Annotated in this window: 19 protein-coding genes; 4 read left to right on the top strand and 15 right to left on the bottom strand. The window is 61.7% G+C overall.

Annotated features, from left to right (window positions below; genetic code table 11):
- Positions 1–37: 37 nt before the first annotated feature.
- From F8S13_26975 to F8S13_26950, 6 genes are all read right to left on the bottom strand, one after another.
- Positions 38–463, bottom strand: a complete 426-nt coding sequence (locus F8S13_26975) for a hypothetical protein (GenBank protein KAB8139748.1) — start codon at positions 461–463, stop codon at positions 38–40.
- Positions 464–1,469: 1,006 nt separating this feature from the next.
- A complete protein-coding gene (locus F8S13_26970; protein ID KAB8139747.1) occupies positions 1,470–1,688 on the bottom strand; it encodes a hypothetical protein in 219 nt (72 codons plus the stop codon).
- A gap of 194 nt (positions 1,689–1,882) precedes the next feature.
- Positions 1,883–2,185 (bottom strand): hypothetical protein, encoded by a 303-nt coding sequence (locus F8S13_26965; GenBank protein KAB8139746.1) that lies wholly within the window; start codon positions 2,183–2,185, stop codon positions 1,883–1,885.
- Positions 2,186–2,232: 47 nt separating this feature from the next.
- Positions 2,233–2,826 carry a hypothetical protein gene (locus tag F8S13_26960; protein KAB8139745.1) on the bottom strand — a complete coding sequence of 198 codons (594 nt, stop codon included), beginning with the start codon at positions 2,824–2,826 and terminating at the stop codon, positions 2,233–2,235.
- A 28-nt stretch (positions 2,827–2,854) separates the two neighbouring features.
- Positions 2,855–3,124, bottom strand: a complete 270-nt coding sequence (locus F8S13_26955; protein KAB8139744.1) for a hypothetical protein — start codon at positions 3,122–3,124, stop codon at positions 2,855–2,857.
- A gap of 175 nt (positions 3,125–3,299) precedes the next feature.
- On the bottom strand, positions 3,300–4,460 hold the full coding sequence (locus tag F8S13_26950; protein KAB8139743.1) for a DUF1080 domain-containing protein: 1,161 nt from the start codon (positions 4,458–4,460) through the stop codon (positions 3,300–3,302).
- A 174-nt stretch (positions 4,461–4,634) separates the two neighbouring features.
- Between F8S13_26950 and F8S13_26945 the strand changes: the two genes are divergently transcribed.
- Complete coding sequence (locus tag F8S13_26945) at positions 4,635–5,084, top strand: hypothetical protein (GenBank protein KAB8139742.1); 450 nt, start codon at positions 4,635–4,637, stop codon at positions 5,082–5,084.
- A gap of 88 nt (positions 5,085–5,172) precedes the next feature.
- On the opposite strand, the gene F8S13_26940 is transcribed toward F8S13_26945, so the two are convergent.
- From F8S13_26940 to F8S13_26905, 8 genes are all read right to left on the bottom strand, one after another.
- Positions 5,173–6,522, bottom strand: a complete 1,350-nt coding sequence (locus tag F8S13_26940) for a hypothetical protein (GenBank protein KAB8139741.1) — start codon at positions 6,520–6,522, stop codon at positions 5,173–5,175.
- A 270-nt stretch (positions 6,523–6,792) separates the two neighbouring features.
- A complete protein-coding gene (locus F8S13_26935) occupies positions 6,793–7,161 on the bottom strand; it encodes a hypothetical protein (GenBank protein ID KAB8139740.1) in 369 nt (122 codons plus the stop codon).
- Positions 7,162–7,164: 3 nt separating this feature from the next.
- Positions 7,165–7,512 carry a hypothetical protein gene (locus F8S13_26930; protein KAB8139739.1) on the bottom strand — a complete coding sequence of 116 codons (348 nt, stop codon included), beginning with the start codon at positions 7,510–7,512 and terminating at the stop codon, positions 7,165–7,167.
- A gap of 152 nt (positions 7,513–7,664) precedes the next feature.
- On the bottom strand, positions 7,665–8,669 hold the full coding sequence (locus F8S13_26925; protein ID KAB8139738.1) for a hypothetical protein: 1,005 nt from the start codon (positions 8,667–8,669) through the stop codon (positions 7,665–7,667).
- 48 nt (positions 8,670–8,717) lie between these two features.
- On the bottom strand, positions 8,718–9,131 hold the full coding sequence (locus F8S13_26920) for a cytochrome c (protein ID KAB8139737.1): 414 nt from the start codon (positions 9,129–9,131) through the stop codon (positions 8,718–8,720).
- 48 nt (positions 9,132–9,179) lie between these two features.
- Positions 9,180–10,274: a cytochrome-c peroxidase gene (locus F8S13_26915; protein KAB8139736.1), complete on the bottom strand. Its 1,095-nt coding sequence runs from the start codon at positions 10,272–10,274 to the stop codon at positions 9,180–9,182.
- The gene (locus tag F8S13_26910; protein ID KAB8139735.1) at positions 10,220–11,953 is read right to left on the bottom strand and encodes a hypothetical protein; all 1,734 of its coding nucleotides are present in this window, start codon (positions 11,951–11,953) and stop codon (positions 10,220–10,222) included. Before F8S13_26910 ends, F8S13_26915 begins: the two co-directional genes overlap by 55 nt.
- A gap of 56 nt (positions 11,954–12,009) precedes the next feature.
- Positions 12,010–13,020 carry a hypothetical protein gene (locus F8S13_26905; protein ID KAB8139734.1) on the bottom strand — a complete coding sequence of 337 codons (1,011 nt, stop codon included), beginning with the start codon at positions 13,018–13,020 and terminating at the stop codon, positions 12,010–12,012.
- A gap of 374 nt (positions 13,021–13,394) precedes the next feature.
- Here F8S13_26905 and F8S13_26900 point away from each other — a divergent pair, with 374 nt between their 5' ends.
- From F8S13_26900 to F8S13_26890, 3 genes are all read left to right on the top strand, one after another.
- The gene (locus tag F8S13_26900; GenBank protein ID KAB8139733.1) at positions 13,395–14,576 is read left to right on the top strand and encodes a GIY-YIG nuclease family protein; all 1,182 of its coding nucleotides are present in this window, start codon (positions 13,395–13,397) and stop codon (positions 14,574–14,576) included.
- A 302-nt stretch (positions 14,577–14,878) separates the two neighbouring features.
- Positions 14,879–15,112: a hypothetical protein gene (locus F8S13_26895; GenBank protein ID KAB8139732.1), complete on the top strand. Its 234-nt coding sequence runs from the start codon at positions 14,879–14,881 to the stop codon at positions 15,110–15,112.
- 1,170 nt (positions 15,113–16,282) lie between these two features.
- Positions 16,283–17,359 carry a tyrosine-type recombinase/integrase gene (locus F8S13_26890; protein ID KAB8139731.1) on the top strand — a complete coding sequence of 359 codons (1,077 nt, stop codon included), beginning with the start codon at positions 16,283–16,285 and terminating at the stop codon, positions 17,357–17,359.
- A gap of 490 nt (positions 17,360–17,849) precedes the next feature.
- On the opposite strand, the gene F8S13_26885 is transcribed toward F8S13_26890, so the two are convergent.
- On the bottom strand, positions 17,850–18,575 hold the full coding sequence (locus F8S13_26885) for a hypothetical protein (protein ID KAB8139730.1): 726 nt from the start codon (positions 18,573–18,575) through the stop codon (positions 17,850–17,852).
- Positions 18,576–19,713: the final 1,138 nt, after the last annotated feature.

Genomic DNA, 19,713 nt, shown 5'->3' with positions numbered 1-19,713 from the left:
GCCCCCGCTCGTTTCAAGGGCTCAACGGGATGGTGTTTCAGCGGGTCTCCCAGGAGCCGGTGTTGTCCTTGTAGTTGCCAAGGGTGTAGTAGTAGCCTTGATTGTAGTCCACCGAAATGTCCTTCGGCCCCAGACCAAGGTACATATGGTTGCTGCCGTCATCAAGGTTCTCCAAGTTGTGGAGCCGCTGGTTGGGCTTGCACTCAAACACAATCAGGCCCTCTGTGTTGTAGGTCATCCATCCGAGGTTGTTGACATAGTAGTACGCCCCACACCCGGCGTAGCCATCAATTCGGTAGGTACTGCCGCTCAGATACTCTCCGGTGTAGAACTCCACCAGCGGCCTGCCGCTCTGCGTGGTCAGGGCGCGGGACAGCGCGGTTGTTGTGAGCGGATGGGCCTGCTCGCGCTCTGCTGCCGTGCGGTAGCAGGAATAGTTTAGGATCGCCGAAGGGCTCTGCACCAGGCCATGCTCCTTGTTTGTCGCTGCTCCGATGAGCATGTAGCAGTGCTCAGTGCGGGACTGTGGCGATTGGGCGCGGGCGGCTGGGAGGGCAGCAGGAAGCAGCGTGCCGAGGAGGAGGCCACAGAGGCCCAGCCAAAGACGAAGTTGCGTCATCCTGATTTTCCTTTCGTATCATTCGAGGGTGCGGAAACACAGTACGCAGGAAGTATAGAACCACCGCCTGATGAAACCCTGATGAGGGTGCGTCATCAGCTTGAAACGGCTGAACGCGTTTGGCCGGTAGAGGGCGGGAGCCATGGACCGAACCATGTCATGAAGCGGACTCGTGTCCATGGGGGCCTTCGGGTCGCTGTGAGGTGCCCCCTTCCTGAGGCCCGAAAAACTGCTCGTGATGATTTATCAAGCAGATCAAACCGTTCCCACACGTGTGTTGGAACGCAGTTGCACAACAAGTGTTCCGTTTGATGCAGGAGGAGGGCAACACCGGATCGACGATGACATGCTGCGCGACATCCTGCCGGACGCGGGGAAGGACGTAGTGACGGTGGTCGGACAGCGGGCTACGCTGGAGAGACAGCGATGCCCCCCTGCGAGTGGCTGAAAGCCGAGTTGGTGCGGCAGCTGGGCGAGGAGGAGGGCGCCGGACCCTGGGCGGAGTACCAGCGCCGCCAGCGCCAGGTGGCCCGCGCGCAGGAGGCCAAGGAAGCGCCTGCAAAGATCGCGCGGTACGCATGGTAGCATGGGCATCCCCTGCGGCAACGTGCAGCAGATGAGCGCGTATGGCGACCCCGCCCGACCCGAGCACGCCGAGCGATTCCCGCCCATCGTACGACCAGCGTGGCTGGCAGATGCTAGGCACGGTCATCCATGCCCAGCATGTCACGATGACCGCGTCGGAGCGGCCTGCACCGCCCATGCCCTAGTTCGCCCCCAACCGCACGGTGCAACAGCGATGCAGGCCCTGGGGACCTACGCGGGGATGTTGGTGGCCAAAAAGGTCGGCTCAGCGCGCATTATCATCATACCGATCCTCACGCCACTGCGGCAGGTCGGGCGTCCAGATTGCATGTGGGAAGGTCGGGAACGGCGCAGGTATCGTGGAGGAAGCCTGCATCGCGCTTGGGAGCAGCTGGGCCGTCAGGTCGCTGAGCAGCAAGCGTTTTTCCGGGGTGGTCAAAGAGCGCACCAGATCGCGCACCTGCGCCAGGGTTTCAGTGGTCATCGCATCGCTTCTTCCATTTGAGCCAGAGAATCGCATCATACATTGGACCTCATCGGTGTATCGCGCACCGCCTCGTATCGCCTCATGGGTCTGATACCGGGGCGTAGGGACGGGATACACGCGAAATGAGCAGCGGCGCCGAGCTGCTCGCGCTCGGGGCCGCTGCGGTGTGACGGGAGATGCAGACGCGGGAGCTAGGACGACTGCCGCTCGATCTTCTCGACCGTCGCCAGGGCCTGCGCCCAGGCCTGCTGGATGGCCGCATCGTCGAGGCCACCCTCCCGCAAGGCAGCGATCACCCGCTCCAGATCGAGGCTGGCCTGGCGCTGGATGTAGTCCTGATCCACCGGGATGAGCCCCGCCTCGGGGACGATGGCCACACCGCGACTCGACTGGATGACAACCAGCTGCTGGATACGCCCCTCATACTCGCCCTCGAAGCGGCCCGCCACAAACCCGGCGACCTTATGGTTTCGTACCCACGCTCGTGTGCTCATCAGTCTGCTCCTTGGTGTTTGGTCGATCAGCCGGGGCTCCGCATAGGCTAGAGCAGCGACTGCTGCGTCGGCGTCGCTTCGGGTGGGGGCTGATCGCTCATCGCGCGGTCGAGCAGATCGCGTACCCCCAGCCTGGTAGCCCATGTGCGCAGGTAGGCATAATCAAGGGTTGCGGTTTGCACGGTGAGCACCGCGCGGAGGTCGCGCCACTGGCGGTCCGAGATCTCGTTGCCGATACGATACCACTCCAGTTTGGCCAAGATCGTATCTTCGGCGCTGGCCACCGCGATAGGTTCGCCGGGAGCAATCTCGATCGCGACGCGGCGTTGAAATTGGCTTTGGTCAAATGGCCGTCCAGATGAGACGAAGATGTCGGCCTTGAAGAAGGTGGTGCGGTGGAGAAGGCTGAAGGTGGCACGCTCCCTGGGGGTTTCTTGCAGCGTCGGCGCGCGCAGGACCGCGTCAAGAATGTCCTCAATCTGGATGAAAAAAGACGCCGCCATCGCCGCATGCAGGGATGGGACGTGGTGCCCTTCGATGCCCGCAATGATATCTACATCACGGGTTGCACGTACCTCGCCATAGATTGAGCTGGAGAAGGACCCACCAACACAGTAGGGGATGGCCAGCTGGTCAAACATGGCAGCAAGCGCCACCGCAACATCTAACTCATACATCGGTATTCAGCTCCGCTGGGACGCCCAGATGGTCGAGCAGCGCGCGGCCATAGCGGCGCTCATAGCTGCGCATGCGGAGCTGTGCCTCACTTTCACCGGGGTACTGCTGCCTGAGTCCTGCCATAAGCAACTGGTTGATCGTCGCATTCATGCTGCTGACCTGGGCAAGCTTTTGCGCGGGCGTCAGCTCGCGCCAGTGCTGGATGAGCATCTCCTCAATGTGCGGCGGGGTGTCGTCGAACAGGCGCTGGTTGTGGGCCATGGGTTCCTCCTGCGCAGCGGTTGGGTCGTTCTTGATAGTATAGCGCACCAACCCCAGGGGCGCACGAGTGCCGGCCCCAGCGCCACACCCAGCGCAACGGCCACGACCAGCGTCACGGCCACCCGCCGCGCCGACCCTACCCGCCCTGACCCGCACCACCGCTCGGATGTGTCTCTCACCGTGGCGGGATACGGAGCTGAGCGTTATCAAAAAGACATGTGGTGGTGCCTCCAGCCTGCATGCCAATAATGCCGAAGTCGACACCGCCCCGAGCATCGCGATCCTGTATAACGGATGCGACCTGTGTCCCATTGATGAAGAAGATCATCTGATACCCATTGGCAAGGATGCTCAGTCGATTCCACGCACCTGCCCGGATTTGCCGGGCAACCGTGCGATTTTGCACCACCTGCCATTTATCGCTATCGACGACACTCGTCAGCGAGAAGCTCTGCGCCTTCTCGCGGATGCGAAAGAGGGAGAAGGCCCGATCATCCTGAGCATCATAGAGCAGGGCGCAGCCATCATCATCGGTTGCGCCCTGGGTCTTTTGTACATCGACCGAGAAATAATAGCTTGATGGGGTCAGAAAGGGGTGGTTGGTGCCGACGAAGACCTCCTTTTTGGATGGCACCAGCCGCAGCTCATAGCGATCATCCGCAATCGCGACATCCCGAATGCCCTCATCGGTGACAAGCTGTCCCTCATACCAAGCGCACTGATGGGTCGCAAAGGTATCGTGCAGCACAAGTACCCAGTGCTGAAGATCCACCCCAACGAGCGATGCGGGCAGATCGGGCGGTGTGTCCTGCTGTCCATCGACTGCAATACAGGAATCCCTCTGGTCTTTGTGGCTCTGGAGGAACCCGAACCCCACCATGCAGCACACAAGCAGCATGCCACTGCCCCAGGCGAGATAGCTCAGCCAGGTTGTCGCATGGGGCGTGGGGGTCGCAGGTCCAGCCTCAGCCAGTGGCTCCTGCCCCGGTGGCACTGGTACTTCTTCGCATGGAGCGGCGATGGTCGGGGATGGATCTTCTTTGCGTAGACTTTGAAAAAGAGCGGCTCCATCGCCCAGACGTTTGGGGTCAAGGGTTCTTCTTGGAAAACAAGCATGCCACCACTGCAGAAACTCGTGCTGCGTCATCGCGATCGCTTGAGCGACCCCGAGCATGACCACCATCGATCTCGGGATACGCCGCTCGTTTATCCAGCCCTCCAAGGTCTTCCGATTTACGATGTCATTCTTTTCGAGTTGATAGGCAGTAATGTGTGTTTTGTTGAGGCAGGTAATCAGAACATGGTGGGGATGAGTGGGGTCGTCGGGAAGGTTCATGGTGTTTCCTTCATCAATAATCCCCTCTTAAATCTTCAAGACCCGAAAGTTTCCGCAACGAGAGGCGTTCTCTCCGCTAGTTTCCAGGCTGCCCCTCCCCTATACTCCGGCTATCTCGCACCACCCCGATGTGCGAGCGATACGGAATCGATTCAACTACAGGAGGTTGCTCGTATGAAAACATGGCATGGTATGCGGCGCTGGCTGAGTCTCGGATGCATGGCGCTGCTGTTCACCCTGATGATCGCGCCCGCGCCCGCACAGGCGGCAGAGATCTACAGCACCACGATCCGCTGGTCTGCGGCCAACCAGGGGAGCCTGGTGGTGGGCTATAACCTGAGCTGCAGTGCGTATCATGATCTTTACTCAAGAGAACTCTCCCCGAACTATCATGATCTTGGCTACTGGCAGTTTGGCCCGCTCTATGGGTATGAAGAGCGCTATGCGGTGGTTGGCATCAATTCAGATCTGACACGGTATGGAAGCGCTTCGTTCGACATCTTCGTTTATTGTGGGGATATAGGTATGCCTCCAAAATTTGCTTGGTACCGTGTGGATGTATCGGCAAGCGACCGCACCCACCCTGTTATACAGCTTATGCGGTCTGGCTGGACAGTCGACTAATGTTCGGTGCGCCATGCCTATACGCGCTATGTAGCCATACCTATCGCGTATAGGCATGGCCACATAGCGCATGCGGCTATCCTACCACCTATGGTCGGAGGTCCACCGACTGCGCGAAGACCGCCACGCCGGGGATGGCCGGGTCGAGCACGGGGTAGCCGTGGACAGCGATCTGCGCCGTGGGCGCGGCCTCCAGCTGCCGAAACACCGCCCTCCACTGATACCACGACATTACGATGAGCACCTGCGTCGGTGCGCTGGGTGGGGTGGGGAAGCCCTTGGGGATCGGCAGCGTGCGCGTGACCTGCATCAGCGTGAGGCGGGCGTGGCCCGACTTGACCACCGCCCCCGGCCTGCCGATCACCGTGGCCCGCACGCTGGCGGTCTCGCCCTCGGGCACGGGCGCGTCCAGCGGCGCGTAGGGCTGGCCCTGGCGCGCGGCGTCGAGCGCCCGTGTGGTGCCGTCCACCGCCAGCACCGACAGCCCCTCCAGGTCGGGGTCGTAGACGAGCGACCCCGACCAGATCGCCGTGTCGAGCGGGTCCTGCGCGAGCTGGGGCGCGATGGCCGCCCAGTGCTTGGCCGTGGTGTAGAGGGTCAGCTCGTCGGCCTTCTTGGGCAGGGTGAGCTGGCCGGGGGGCAGCTCGGGCGGTGCGCCGCGTGTGAGCAGGAGCATGGTGGATGTCTCGCGCACGAGCGCGCCGGGCGCGGGCCGGGCCACGACCGTGACCTTGCAGGTGGTGGCGGTGCCGACCTCGGCGCGCAGCTCGTCGAGCACCTGCCGCCGCTCAGCCCAGGGGCTGGGCGGGCGCGTGGCCTGCTTGGCCAGGCGACGCTCGCGCAGGGTCGCGACGCTCGGCCAGACCAGCGCGCGCTGCTCGGGGGTGAGGGCGGCGCGCGCCAGGACGAAGAACACGCCGCCGAAGGTGCGGCGCACGCCGGTGGCGGCGACCACCTGGCCGCCCTCGGCCTCGATGGCCTCGGCCTCTTTGACTAACGCCCAGGCAGCTTTAGCGCCGATCAGCTTGACGATGATGCGGATCTGGCGCGTGGGGGTGCGGCCCACCTCGCCCAGGTGCTTGGTGATGAGCTTGATCTGGCTGGGCGGCCTGCCCTTGCCTTTGCCCTTCCCCTTGCCTTTCCCCTTGCCCTGCCTGTGTGTGCTCGGGCGCTTCTCGCTGCTCTCGCTCATCGTGCCTCGCTCATCATCCGGCTCCTGCGGGCATTCTACCACGGGCGGGATGGGCCTACCCGCGCACGGCGATGGGGATCTGCTCGCGCCAGGTCGGTTCCCAGCCCGTGGGGGTGGGGACGCCAAGGATGCCCACGAGCGCGGCGAACACGGCGTAGGCGTGGGAGCGTTCTTGGGCTGTCCCACTGCCGGGGTGCGGCGGGTCCTCCCAGCGTCGGGCGAAGTCCTCGGGGGTGAGGTCATCATACTGCGTCAGGATGGTGCGCAGGGCGCGGGGACCCTCGCCGAAGCCAAAGAGCACGAAGGCTGGGGTGTCCGGGGTGTGGGCGGGGAGGCGGCCAAAGAGCACGCGGTAGAGGCACCCATCGCCAGGGCTGATGGCAAAGAGGTGGGCCTGTCCGACCGTCTGAGCGTCCATCAATTGGTCCCTTTCTCCACCATACGGTGCGGCTCGCCGCCCAGCGCTGGCTCATGCGACATGCGGGCTGGGCTAGCGCGATCAGCTTGCCCACGTCCCTACCCCAGCGCGGCGACGGGGATCTGCTCGCGCCAGGTCGGCTCCCAGTCACCCGGCGGCGGCACGTCGGGGATGCCCACGAGCGCGGCGAAGACGGCGTAGGCGGTGTCCTCCAGGTCGTCGGCGTCGCCCAGAGCGTGCGTGACGCGGGCGGTCTGCCAGTGCGCGCCGAAGCGCTCGCGGCTGAGGCGGTCGGTGTCGGGGATGACCAGCGTGATCAGCGCGTCGCTGCCCTCGGCCAGGCCGAAGAGCACGAAGGCGGCCTGGCCAGAGGCGGGCGGCAGGCGACCGAACAGCACGCGGTAGCTCGTGCCGTCGCCCGGCTCCAGCGTGAAGAGGCGGGTGTGGCCTGCGGTGGCGGTGGGCATGGGCTAGGCCTCCTGCCGGGTATCGTTGGGGAGCTGGTCGCGCCAGGTGGTGTTCCAGCCTTTGGGGGTCGGCACGCCGGAGATGCCCATGAGGGCAGCGAAGACGCAGCGCCCCACGGGGGCCATGTCTCTGGCGTCGGGGATGCCGTTGGCGTGCCGCCAGTGCCAGTCAAAGGCGTACAGATCGGCATCATCGGCCATGAAGCTGAGTACGATGACCGTCTTGCCGTATTTGGCGATGCCGAACATGTAGGCGGTGGCATCGGGGTCGGAGCTGCGCGGCAGGCGGCTAAAGACGACGGTGTAGCAAGCCCCGTCATAGGGGGTGAGCGTAAAGCAGTGCATGGCCATAGTGGTCCTTTGGGTGGGCGGCGTCTCGCGCTATCGTACCACACTACTTTCGTTATGGTAGGATAGCGCGAAAGTTATCTATCCTGAATAGGTTTCACTATTTTATGTGGGAAATCGGAATGTGGTAAACTGAGCGAATGTGTGAGAGGCCATCAATCCCAAGCAGACATCCAGCGTGCGCGTTTTAGTGATCGAAGCGGTTCCAAAATTTCAGGAGAAATATGCCCAATATCTAATAATGATTTGTATATTTCATGTACGGTCATATCGTTTTCCGGATTGTTGAGTATGCTTAATTCGGGAGCTAAAAAGATAAAATCATTTCTTAGATTACGACGACGTATTTCAGCATTGTTTACCTCTAATACTTGCCCGTCAATAACAGCAAACCCGTCATCAAATTCTCCTCTGGAAATATATATGCCATTGAAATATCCTGCCTCTTCATTGACTCTGTCATTATCATTGAGTTTGTAGATGCCAAAGGGTGGACGTGGTGCAAGGTGAAGTAATATGAACTGTCTCTCTAGTGTAGTATACTTAAATGCCCAGAGATCTATAATATCACACTCTAAATACCAAATAAGCCAGATGTTGTTTTCCATTCTATAAAATGGTTGTGCTACAGTTTGCCCTAGTCCTTGATACCACCATAATCCACATTCTTTATTATATGTTGCGAGGTTAGATAATACTCTATTAATTGTAGCCTTATCTTGAGCTTTTGTAAATCCATAAGCTCCGGGCATCGATTTACGCAGAACAAGATCGAATGATAATCGCTGTTCATGAAAGCGTTGCATCCTTTCATTATCTTGTTTAATTTGAAATTGTTTTCTGACTTCTTCTTGGTTAGTGTTGATATTTTCTTGCAAGTTTAGTTTATGTGTTTTGATAGTAGCATTATTCGCAGTGCTAATCTCATCATATAATTGATGATCGATGTCATCTGGATGGTCGTCGATTGATATACCCCAACTTCGTAGAATTGATTTAATTCGCAAGATGCTTTTGCGTGTGTCGTCTAAACTGTGAAAAATACCAATATTAGCATTAGCGTGACCCTGCATAGCAAGTTGCTTGAGGTATATTGCAATGGTACGGCGGTGTATCTTTAAAAGCTCCATCTGATCATTTATGTTTTCTTGGTGTGTCATCATTATCTCCTGCTTGTCATGAAACATGAAAATGGAGGTATCTTTTATTTATTGTATGGGATTACGCTTAAATTTCAAGAGAATATCAGAATTGGAAAGCGTGCGCAGGTCGGCGATGATATCGGCGATCTGCTGCGCGTCCAGCTCCTGCGGCGGCATGGTGCCGCGCGGGCCGCTGCCGCCCGTGAGCAGCCACGCGGCAACATTTGTTTCCGTGCGCGGCTGACCGTCGGGCAGGGTGCCGCCCTGGGCGAAGAGACCGGCCAGGCCGGGGCCGACGCGCTCCTCGGCGGTGGTGGCGTGGCAGGGGGCGCAGTGGTCGGCGAACAGCAGCGCGCCCGCCTCGGCGTGGCCGCGTGTGGAGTAGCTGGTGTCACCCGTGGTGGGTGGCGCTGCGGCGGTGCAGGCGGCGAGCGCGAGCGCCGCGAGGGCCAGGGCGGCGGTGGTGAGGGATGGCTGCATGGGGTTGCTCCTGGGGGCGCGGGCAGCAGCTCGCACCCCCGCTGTGTGCTAGTGATCCGGCGTGGCGATCGGCGGCGGCCCGTAGGCGGGGTCGGTCAGGAGGCGCTGGTCGGTCAGGCCCTCGGTCAGGAACGCGATCAGCGCCGCGCGCTCGTGGTCGGTGAGGAGAAACCCCGAGACGACCGGGTTCTTGTGCGGGCTGGATGCGCCCTCGTCCCCGCCCCGTTCATACATCCGCACCACCTGCTCCAGCGAGCTGAAGCGACCATCGTGCATGTAGGGGCCGGTCACGGCCACATTCCGCAGCGCGGGGACGAGCATGGTCGCGCCGTCGGCAGTGACGCCGTTGTGCTGGTGGCTCTGGGCCGCCCATGTGGGCATCCCCGCCTGGCGCGGTACGTCCACGTGGCAGGTGTAGCATGCCAGGTTGTTGGAGAAGAACAGCCCCATGCCCTCCTGCGCGAGCGGGGAGAGCGCGGTGCGGTCGCCGCGCGCGAAGCGGTCATAGGGCGTGTCGGCACTGATGAGCGTGCGCACGAAGGCCCCCAGCGCGGTCTCGGTGTTGGCCCAGGTGAACGGGTCGGCCTGGCCGGGGAAGACCTCGGCGAACATGCGCCCATAGGCCGGGTCGGCGCGCAGGCGGTCCATGGCCTCGGGCGGGCGCGGGGTCATGGCCAGCTCCTGCTCGATGGTTGTGATGCTGGGGTCGGCCCAGGTGTACAGCGAAGCGTAGCCCGCGTTGACGAGGCTGATCGTGTTGTGTTCTAGCGCGTGGCCGCTCGCATCCACGCCGGTGCGTTTGCCGTTGGTGAAGGCCCGCGCCTGCTCATGGCAGGTGGCGCAGGTCGTCTTGCCGTCGTTGGTGAGCTTGGTATCGTAGAACAAGGCCCGCCCCAGTGCCACCGAGGCCTCGGTCACGGGCACAGAACCAGCGGGCACGGGCGGCGGGGTCCAGCCGTCGGGCAGATCGTAGGCGTAGGGGCGCAGCGTGGGCGCGTGGGCGGCCTGGCGCAGCGCGGTGATGCTACAAAGGACAGCGGCCAGGGCGGCCACGAGAGCGAGGCCCACGGCCCAGGCGGGTATGCGGCTCATCGCACACCTCCGAGGGGAGCGAGGCGCTGGAAGGTCGGGCCGACGTAGCATGCCTTGACCACCGGCACGATCACCCCTTGCACAAGGGCGCTGTCGGCCCAGCACTGCGTGGGGTTCAGGTTGACCTGGGGTACATACCAGAGGGTGATCGGCACGTTTTGGAGCGACTCGCCCGTCAGGTAGCTCTCTGGCCCCTGTTCATAGGTAGTGCGACAGCAGTCGCCGAGCGTGGGGAGGTCGCTCGCGCCCTCGCCGGGGCGGCTCTGCGTGGCCAGGACAAAGGCGTGATCGTCGTGCTCCTCCGCGCCGTCCCGGCGGTTGGGGCGCAGCTCGTAGGTGGAGCGGATGGTGCCCCATCGGAAGGCCGATCCGGCTGCGGTGGTGGGGCCATCGGGGTTGGCCCACCGCTCGGTGTCCCAGGGCGACCAGCCACTCCCGTTCCATGCAGCCAGATGGCCCTGGGGCAGGGCGATCCGCAGGACCGGGCGGTAGGTGCCATTCGTCCCACAGCCGCGCCCCCAACTGCCCCAGAACGGGCGGAACGAGCCGTCGTCATACAGCTCCAGGGCCTGCTTATAGCGATAGTTGCAGGCGGACGGCCAGCCGTCCTGGAGGAAGTCCTGCATGATGCGGATGCCCGTATGCCCACGCCCGCTGATGTGGCTCAGGGCGGGGCCGTCGCGGGCCACGACCACGGCGCTGGAGAACAGCGGGCAGCCCGCCGCATCGGCATAGCCAAACTGCTTTCCCGCGTTATAGGTGATGTGGACATCGACGAGGGTGTAGGATTCAAGCACCAGCTCGCCGCGCCAGCGCACGTCGGAGATGCGGATGCCGTCAGAGTTGGTGAGCTGCGCGGTCCATGCCCAGTCGCCCTCACGGTGGGTGGTGGCGCGGTCGCAGAAGTCGCGCTCGACCACCGCATTTTGGAGCCGCTTCTCGGAGACGGTGTGCCGCCCACTGTCGCCCAGCTCCGTGATCTCCATGCCGATCACTCGATAGTCGGTCAGGTCCACAATGGCCCACATGGCCTGTCGCCCCCAGGCGACCGTCGCGGACAGACAGAGATGCTTGGAGCGCTCGCAGGTGGTGCCGTGCAGCGCGGATTTGTAGCTTGGGTGCCAGAGCATGTCCAAGGTGGGCGAGACCCCAAGGGTCTGGCGCATGAGCGGGCTGGTGATGGCCAGCTGGTCGGCAATCGCGATGAGGTCGTCCGGGACGCGCTGCGGCTGGGCGGCGTTGTGCTGGTCCACACGCAGCACCTGGCCGCTGTCCGGGGCCACGATGGCGACCATCGTGATATTCGTCGGGTAGATATAGATCTGCACCTGGTTGCAGGCGGTGGTGCGGCAGGCGGCCACGTCGTCGGTGATCTCGGAGCCGGTGAGCGCATAGACGCCGAAGACCTCGCTGCGCAGCATCCGCCCCTGCTTGTCGTGGGTGCGGGCGGCGACCTCGGGGGCCTGGGCCGCGAGCCGCTGGGCGCGGTCGGCATGGTCGTCGAGGCCGGTCAGGAACACCGGCTCGCCCGCGTCGAGGGCGGCCTGCACACGGGCCTGGTGTGCGGTCATCAACGGTACTGCCGCCGGTGGGGGCGGGTAGGGCGTGCGGACAAGCTGGCCACCGAAAGCCATGCTCTGCTCGGTCGCGGTCGGCGCGGCGGGCGGGGCGGCGGTGGTGGTGCAGGCGGCCAGCACGAGGGCCGCCAGGAGGGTGATCAGTCGTTTCATGAGGTTTCCTAGATGACATAATAAAGAGCATGCAAAACCGGCGTGATCGGTCGGGCCTACTCGCGGTGGACATCGACGATCCGCCAGCGGTCGGCGGCGGGGTCGTAGGTGGCGAGGAGCTGGAGGCTCGTGTCGCCGTTGTCGAGCGAGTAGGTGAAGGGCATGGCGGTGAGCACCGCGCTGCCGTCGGCGCGCCAGGTGATGCGGCGCACGCGCATGTAGGCGTCGTCCACCGCGTCGTCGAGGGCCAGATCGTCGCGCAGCGGCCCGGCAAAGTTCCCCGCCTGGTCGAGCAGGACCGACTGCACCGCCCCGCTGCGCGCCCGCCCGAGGTAGAGGCGTGGCCCACGCGGGGTGACGAACACGCCCAGGCCGATGGCGTCCACCCCGTCGAGCTGGGCGGTGATCTGCCCGGTGGTGAGGTCGATCCGCACCACCCGCCCGACCTCCTGGGCCTGCGTGCTGCCTGCCAGGCTACTGGCGTAGAGGCTGTGGGTGGCGCAGTCCACTGCGAGGCCCATCAGGCCGTAGGGGTTCTCAAGCGATGGCGGCAGCGCGGCGGGGACAGTGGCCCAGGGGGCCATCACGCCGGTGGCGGGGTCCACCCGGTAGAGGATGGTCTGCTTGTCGGGCGGGTTGAGTGAGAGGCTGGTGCGCGGCACCGGGGCCACGAAGATCGCGCCGGTGTCGTCGAGGGCGTAGGGGCCGAGGTTGCCCGCCTGCGCCCAGGAGCCGCCTGGCTCCTGATAGTCCTGGAGGTCGGGTGCGGTCGGGTCGGTGAGGAGCAGCCCCACCGTGGCGGTGTCGCGGGTCGAGATGAGCGCCGTGCCCTGCTGGAAGCCGAGCTTGGAGGCAAAGGCGGGCCAGCGGGCGCAGATCACCCCGCCCAGGGGGCGGTGGGTGTCCACGGCGGCGGCCTGGGGCTGCTGGGCGGCCCACAGGAGCAGGGCGGCCACCCCCGCGAGGGCGAGCGCGGTGGCAGCGATGGTGATGCCGACGGCGGCGCGGCGCGGCGCGGGCCTCGGCTCGGGCGCGGCAGGGCGCGGGGCGCGGTGAGTTCGGGGCATGGTCCTCCTCCTGGCGCTGGGCAGGCCAGCGGTGCAGCTGTATCGAAGACCAGCATAGCAGTCAGGCGGCGGCGTGGACGGGGGCTAAGTATCAATTTTGGGGGTTGAGGTACGGGGCGCGGGCAGCGAAAGTACTAGGGGCGCTGCACAACGACCTCGTGCCGTTGCGCGCCGCGCTTGGCGCACCTGCCCCGTCGGATCATGTACGCTGCTAACGGCGTACAGGGCCTGTGGTAGTAGGGGTTTCGGGAGACGCCATCGATGGGAGGAAAAGCTCCCGCCACCCCCTTTTTATGATACACTTCCCGTAACATGCTGCAAGCCTCAAAGTGACGATCATACGGTTTCTTGGTGTATCACGAAAAGGGGGGTCTATGTGGCTCACGTACGGCCTCGCAGCGGATGGTGCGCTCGTCGAGATTGATGCAGTGGTACGCGGAAAAACCGATCTGGGCTGCCCCTACTGTGGTGCTCCGCTCATTGCCAAAAAGGGCCAGATCAAACAGCCGCACTTTGCGCACGCCGGTGAGACGTGCCGCGCCGCGAACCGCGATGATTCCAGCGTGCCGACGTTGCCGCTCTATCAGTTTTTTGGCGTGGATGTGACGGCCAAGGAGCTGGATATGCTGCGCCGTTTCAGCGGAGGCGGCAGCATATCCATGCCTGAGGTCGGGCACCTGGTGGAGCGGGGACTCGCTACCTTTAACCGTTTTACCTACCGGCATGAGCTGACCAAGCGCGGCAAGATCCCCGTCGGTCAGTTGTCGCTCCAGCTGTTCTGTGCAGAACAAGAGCCGCGCATCGTGGCGCGCCTGGCCGAGCTAGAGGATGGCGTGGCCAACGATTATGCGCGCCAGTCTGCGCTGCTCGACGAGCACCTCATGGACCTGCGCCTCTATCGAGCGCACCTGCGGCGCATCCTGAGCACGACCTTGTACCTGTTCCAGATCACCCTTCCCACCGGTGTCATACACAAGATTGGCGTGACGACGAGGCCGGTCGCGGAGCGCATGGCGGAGGTGGCGCTGGAGCTGCAACGGGTGACGGGCGCGCATGTGCCGGTGTCGCTCGTCGATGCGTGGCCGCACCGTGGCAACGTGGAGTGGTACTTCAAGCACCGTTACGCTGCGCACCGGCATCCTCTTGGCACCCTTACCGAATACTTCGCATTCCCCGATCTCAAGGCGGTCCTGCGGGATCTCCGGCGTATGCCTCCGAAGACGTTCACGGAGATTGAGCGCGAGGTGTTGGCCGGGGAGCCAGCGCCAATTGAGCGCCAGATCGCCGCCGAGCGCACTGCTGCTGCGCGGAAGGCCGCCCATGCCGCTGCCACACGGGCGGGCATGCGAGCCGTAGCGGCCCAGGGCACGCACGTGGGCCGCCCACACGGCGGCGAGGATGCCACTGTGTTCCTGGCCAAACCGAGCAGCCAGCGGGTGCTGGCGGCGCTCGCCCAAGGCCTCGGGGTGCGGGCCGCTGCACGAGCGGCAGGGGTGGCAATTAATACCGTGCGGAAGGTGCAGCAGCTACGGGTGCTGGACACACAAGAACGATAAGCGGGTTATCGGCTGCCTCCATAGGTCATGACTCTCGTGCGCCGCCGCACGGGCCGCCGGGGTGACAGTGAGCACGGCGCGGAAGGTGCAGCGGCTGCGGCCAGTAGGGGCGGCGGTAGCACCGGCTCCCGCTGCCGCATCGAGGCCCCGCGATGCCCCGCACCGCGCTCGCGCTCCAGCGCCACGCGGTGGCGATGGTCCAGCGCACGGTTCCACCCGTCGGGTGGACGTGCGCGTGCCAGGTCGCGGAGGAGACGGCGACGCTCGGGATTTGCCACGCGGGTGGGCAGGGCGTGCTGCTGGTGATCGGAGTAGACCACCTGCGGTTCTGGCGGCACCGGGCGCACGTTGCCCTGCCGACCGTGGTGCTGGAGCGGGCGATGGGCACGGCCTGCCCGGTCTGGCTGGCGGCGGCGCTCGCGGCGCTCCGGCCCGGCTGGCGGGCGCGCCTCACTGTCCCCCTGGCCCTCGACGACACGCAGCGGCTCGACCACGCCTGCATCGCGGGCATCGCGGCGCAGATCGCGATGGAGTAGGGGGGCAGCGGGAGCAATGGAACGAAACGTCCGGTTAAGCGGTATCGTGTACACCGATATCGAATCATACCGATACGGCCTCCCCTGGAGGGTTCTCTCAAAACGCATGCGGCGTGGGGCATGGTGAGAAGGACGTTTCAAGAGACGGTTTTGAGAGACGGTAACGGCCAGAGCGGTGCAGAAAATGATGCGGGCCGACGGTCTCGCAGAAACGTTCTGCGAGACGCCGTGAGACGATGACGCAGCTCCATCCGAGCAGACCTTGTGAAAAAAAGTGAAAGCGTGTGTTTTCGTTCCACTACTCACCACAGATCGAACTCGGTTAGGCGCTCTGCCTACGGCAGCCGTAATACGTGCAAAAACCTGCAATAAACGAAACCGTGTAGGCGCTGTTGCGCATTCCAACGGGGAGGGTGCGAAACGCGCTCCTATCAGCTTTGCAGTCGAAAGCGATGAGCCTCTGGGGTTGCGCCTTTGGGGGCCTTCGCCACCGCATGCGGGATATTCCAGCGCGCCCCGAAACGTTGCAGCGAACATCCGTGCGGTCATGCCCCTTAGCGTACGATTTTTTCCGTTTTCTGAGAACCCCAGCAGCTGCGGCCACCGGAGCGCGGCATGGGTACGCATGCGTGGCCAGTTCACCAGGTCGGCCAGGTCAACCCACGCGCTGCGGCGTCTTTCGACGAGGCCATGCCGACCACAATGCTGGCGCGCCTGGTCGCCGCACACAATGAACCCCAGGCTCGCTGGGCGCATGCGGTGACACGGGCGCACGTGCTGATCATCTCCCCGGCGCGAGGTGGTGCAACGCGGGCATTGGGTGTGGCAACGATTCGTAACCTGATTCGCCACAGAACATAATGCCAGCAAACTCCGCCGGAAAGTAACCTTTTCGGCGGAGTCCTTGACACCATGTGGTATCTGGGGGTTCGGGAGGAATGGAACGGAAACTGCCCGACGGGGAATCGGGTACGCTCATACCGGGGTTTTTGCATAACCCCGCAAAATGGTCAAATACACGAGAACGGATACAGGTGCAGGCCCCCAAAGGAGGCAAAACAAGGGGCTTTTGGGGCATGAAATCACTAGAGATAATATCGCTTATCTCTAGACACTCGCCTCATTTTGGGGTATACTCTCGGCAGCATCCGCCCGTCAGGAGACCCGCCCATGAGTGACCCCATGCCCCCCACCCCGCTCGCCCCTGCGCCCGCCGCGCTGGCCGAGGCCCCCCTGCCGGTGCGCAGCGTGGCCGACCTGGTGAGCGAGGTTATCTTGCGCGGCAAGTCGGCCAAGACCAAGGCGGCCTACCGCGCCGACCTGGAGCACTTCCTGGCCTGGCGCTGCGGCCCCGAGGTCACGATCCCCGTGGCCCTGGACGCCCTGCGCCCGGCCACGCCCGCCCGCGCCCGGCTGGACGCCACCATGCAGGTGCTCCAGCAGACCTCCGAGGCCGACATCCACCGCTACCGCGACCATGTGCTCCACGACCTCGGCATGACCCCCAGCTCGTGGAACCGGCGGCTCTCCCCGCTCAAGCAGCTCTTCCGGCGGTTGCAGCGCTACCAGCTCATCCGCCTCAACCCCTGCGAGGACGTGGGCGGCGAGCGCCTGAGCGCGCGCAGCAAGACGATGTATCTCACTCGTGCTCAGGCCAGGGCGCTCGTCGATAGCTGTGAGGGGGCCAGCCTCAAAGACCTACGAGACCAGGCGCTTATTCACCTCATGCTCAGTACCGGATTGCGTAGCTTCGAGATCATTGATCTTCGGATAGAACACTGCTATTCACTAGATGGCCACATGGTGGCCGCCGTCCTGACAAAAGGAATGGAAAATGATCGCGAGATCATCAAACTAACCCCCGCAACTTGGGCGACCGTGCGGCGCTGGCTGGACGCGGCGGGCATCACCGACGGGCCGATCTTCCGCCGCCTGAGCGCGCGTGGGCCGCGTGTGCTGGAGCCGGGCCAAGTGCGGACGTTCGGGGTGCAGGGCGCGCTGTCCTACCAGGGCCTGTACTTCATCCTAACCGAGCGCTTCACGAATGCGGGCCTGGAGCAGACGCTGGCCCAGGGCCTCTCGCCGCACTCGCTGCGCCATAGCTTCGTCACGCTGGCTATCCGGGGCGGGGCCAGCGTCACCCAGGCCCAGGCGGCGGCCCGCCACAAGGACCCGCGCACGACCATGCGGTATGCGCATGACTTGCAGAACTTGGATGATAACGCGGTGGATTATGTGAAGTTCTAGAAAAGGGCTACTGGGCAGACGCACGCTTCCCAGCACGGCTACCCGAAGGGCGGGTTACATAATTCCGCTTCATGGGACGTTTCGTTCCATTGTTCCCGGAACCCCGTAACCAATCATTCCAACCTTGATCGGGCTATGGCAACCTATCGGCGCAGGGCGCAGATTGAAACATTCTTTTCGGACCAGAAGAGCCGGGGCTTTCGCATCGACCGCTCGCATCTGGGCGATCCCAGCGCGTGGCGCGGCTGCTGTTCGTCACCGAACTGGCCTATCTGTGGGGGGCTATCTTGGGATGACTGCCCGCCGAAATTGGGCATCCCATCAATGTATTCGTGCAGATCGCTGCGACCTCAGCCTGTTCTCGTTGGGGCTTCGCTTCTTGGCCTCGTGCCTGCGTCATCGCCGCCCGCTGCCCCATCGCCTGCCAAAAACACTCGTTCGCGCCCGTCAGCAGCCGATCACATGTTCTGTACGGTAGTCAAATTTTGCTCTAAGGTTTTGGTTGGAATATGATGTCATGACCATTCATGGGATCAAGACAAACTTCCCAATTAGCTTGTAATACTGCTCCGTATGATGTGGATTTACACCACCATTGAAACATCGAGCTTATGAAACCTGTAAATATATTACAAGAAAAATCACAATTCATACAACATGGACACATAATAATCTTTATAATTATATACTCACCTTTAATGAAAGCATGGCAATCTATACCTCCATAATTATACAAGAAACGAGATAATAAAGATACCAATAACATTATAGCACTTCTACTATTATCAAACTTACCAGCAATCACTTTACTAACACCATCAGAATTTAACAGACTTATATCATATATTTCAGAAACTCCCCCTATATAATCACCTCCTCCTCTTTTAGTATAACCTGACCACCATGTTTCTCCTATTTCCATTGTTATGTCTTCAACATATATTCTATTCCTTCCGCGTTCCCTGAGAAGTCCTTGATACAACAACGATGTAATACGATAATCTATTGGTATATTATTGGTATTATCGCCTCTAAAATGAGCATTTAGAGGTGCAATCCATGAAGATTTATATGGATCTATAATATTATAACGTATTCTTGCTTCATTTTGATAGAATGAAACAGTAGGTGTCCACCCACAGTGTGCATAGAATGATTCGACATATAGCCAAGACCATTGTGTCGGAAGATACTTCTCAGAATTAAGATTTTCCATACTTTACCTTTTGGTATAATACCATATTAAATCTAATCCAAAAGATTCTCCGATATCTATTTTTTCAGGTACTAATATATCGCCTTTCCGTTGGCTTATCATATCTATGATACTGTAAGTTCCGGGAGATTCAAAAGTTCTTTTTGAGAAGTTATGACCAAAATAATAAGCTATATTTTTACCTCCAATGCCTTCATATATACCAACATGCACTAGGTTTCCATGAGTATCACGGAATATGGCAACATCACCAATCTGAGGGTTTGCTGTGGGTTGATATCCATTTTTTTGTAAGGTTTGTAGAATCTGTTTCAATGAATATACGCTATCCTGTTCTTCTCTTCCAAGGATTCCTAGCGCTCTCAGTGTAGCATTCCAACAATTGTTACCTGAAGGATTATCTGCAACTAATTTTTTATATCGCTGTTTAAAAGAATCTAATGAATCTTGTGAAGATCCTTTACCATCAATAGGCGACGCCAGAAGTGCTATTGCTGCATTTGCACTCACTAGCCCCGTCGCAGGGATATTTACTGCGATTGTGCTGTTGGCATAGGCAAGCGCCCCATTTTGTGCGATCTGGGCTGGCGGTCCTGGGATAGAAAGATTAATCTTCCCACCCTGAAGACCGGCCAGCATGAGTGCGCTATTCAGGCCGAAGTTGGCCCACGCCTCCCCCGAGTTGGGGTTGCGCAGCAGGGTTCCTGCGCTCGACCCCCAGCTCGCGCTCCCCATGGCAAGGCCCGCAGCGGGGTATTTGACGCCAACCCCCATGAAGGTGGCGGCGGTAAAGGCGCGCCCAAGCGTGGTGCCGACCCCTCCTTCGCTGAGGATGCGCTCGGTCTCATGACCACCAGTGATGGCATCGGCAATTTGCGCACCCGGAAGGCCCATGCCTTCGACGATGTTCCGTGAGTAGTCAACAAAGCCTTGGCCATCAAGACGGCCTGCGCCAATCCCCGCTTCAAGACGACAGTTGGCATCGCCGATAACGGGAATGCGCTCATCGATACACCGCCCGCTCGGGTCGGTGAACCCGGTCGGCTGGTTGTACGCGTACATGTACGGCGCGAGGCTGGCGGGGCTGGCCGGGTCGCCCGCGTAGGGGTCAACGCTGGCGAAGCTGCCGCTGGAGGTA

This window comes from Chloroflexia bacterium SDU3-3, from assembly GCA_009268125.1.
Classification (GTDB): Bacteria; Chloroflexota; Chloroflexia; order Chloroflexales; family Roseiflexaceae; genus SDU3-3.
The sequence above is the reverse complement of the archived record's forward strand: the minus strand, read 5'-3'. Positions and strand labels throughout refer to the sequence as shown.

What these genes read in the sequence shown, in the direction of transcription:
- F8S13_26970 (KAB8139747.1), bottom strand. Translation starts at nt 1,688, where the DNA reads ATGACCACTGAAACCCTGGCGCAGGTGCGCGATCTGGTGCGCTCTTTG.
- F8S13_26965 (KAB8139746.1), bottom strand. Translation starts at nt 2,185, where the DNA reads ATGAGCACACGAGCGTGGGTACGAAACCATAAGGTCGCCGGGTTTGTG.
- F8S13_26960 (KAB8139745.1), bottom strand. Translation starts at nt 2,826, where the DNA reads ATGTTTGACCAGCTGGCCATCCCCTACTGTGTTGGTGGGTCCTTCTCC.
- F8S13_26955 (KAB8139744.1), bottom strand. Translation starts at nt 3,124, where the DNA reads ATGGCCCACAACCAGCGCCTGTTCGACGACACCCCGCCGCACATTGAG.
- F8S13_26950 (KAB8139743.1), bottom strand. Translation starts at nt 4,460, where the DNA reads ATGAACCTTCCCGACGACCCCACTCATCCCCACCATGTTCTGATTACC.
- F8S13_26945 (KAB8139742.1), top strand. Translation starts at nt 4,635, where the DNA reads ATGAAAACATGGCATGGTATGCGGCGCTGGCTGAGTCTCGGATGCATG.
- F8S13_26940 (KAB8139741.1), bottom strand. Translation starts at nt 6,522, where the DNA reads ATGATGACCTCACCCCCGAGGACTTCGCCCGACGCTGGGAGGACCCGC.
- F8S13_26935 (KAB8139740.1), bottom strand. Translation starts at nt 7,161, where the DNA reads ATGCCCACCGCCACCGCAGGCCACACCCGCCTCTTCACGCTGGAGCCG.
- F8S13_26930 (KAB8139739.1), bottom strand. Translation starts at nt 7,512, where the DNA reads ATGGCCATGCACTGCTTTACGCTCACCCCCTATGACGGGGCTTGCTAC.
- F8S13_26925 (KAB8139738.1), bottom strand. Translation starts at nt 8,669, where the DNA reads ATGACACACCAAGAAAACATAAATGATCAGATGGAGCTTTTAAAGATA.
- F8S13_26920 (KAB8139737.1), bottom strand. Translation starts at nt 9,131, where the DNA reads ATGCAGCCATCCCTCACCACCGCCGCCCTGGCCCTCGCGGCGCTCGCG.
- F8S13_26915 (KAB8139736.1), bottom strand. Translation starts at nt 10,274, where the DNA reads ATGCTACGTCGGCCCGACCTTCCAGCGCCTCGCTCCCCTCGGAGGTGT.
- F8S13_26910 (KAB8139735.1), bottom strand. Translation starts at nt 11,953, where the DNA reads ATGAAACGACTGATCACCCTCCTGGCGGCCCTCGTGCTGGCCGCCTGC.
- F8S13_26905 (KAB8139734.1), bottom strand. Translation starts at nt 13,020, where the DNA reads ATGCCCCGAACTCACCGCGCCCCGCGCCCTGCCGCGCCCGAGCCGAGG.
- F8S13_26900 (KAB8139733.1), top strand. Translation starts at nt 13,395, where the DNA reads ATGTGGCTCACGTACGGCCTCGCAGCGGATGGTGCGCTCGTCGAGATT.
- F8S13_26890 (KAB8139731.1), top strand. Translation starts at nt 16,283, where the DNA reads ATGAGTGACCCCATGCCCCCCACCCCGCTCGCCCCTGCGCCCGCCGCG.
- F8S13_26885 (KAB8139730.1), bottom strand. Translation starts at nt 18,575, where the DNA reads ATGGAAAATCTTAATTCTGAGAAGTATCTTCCGACACAATGGTCTTGG.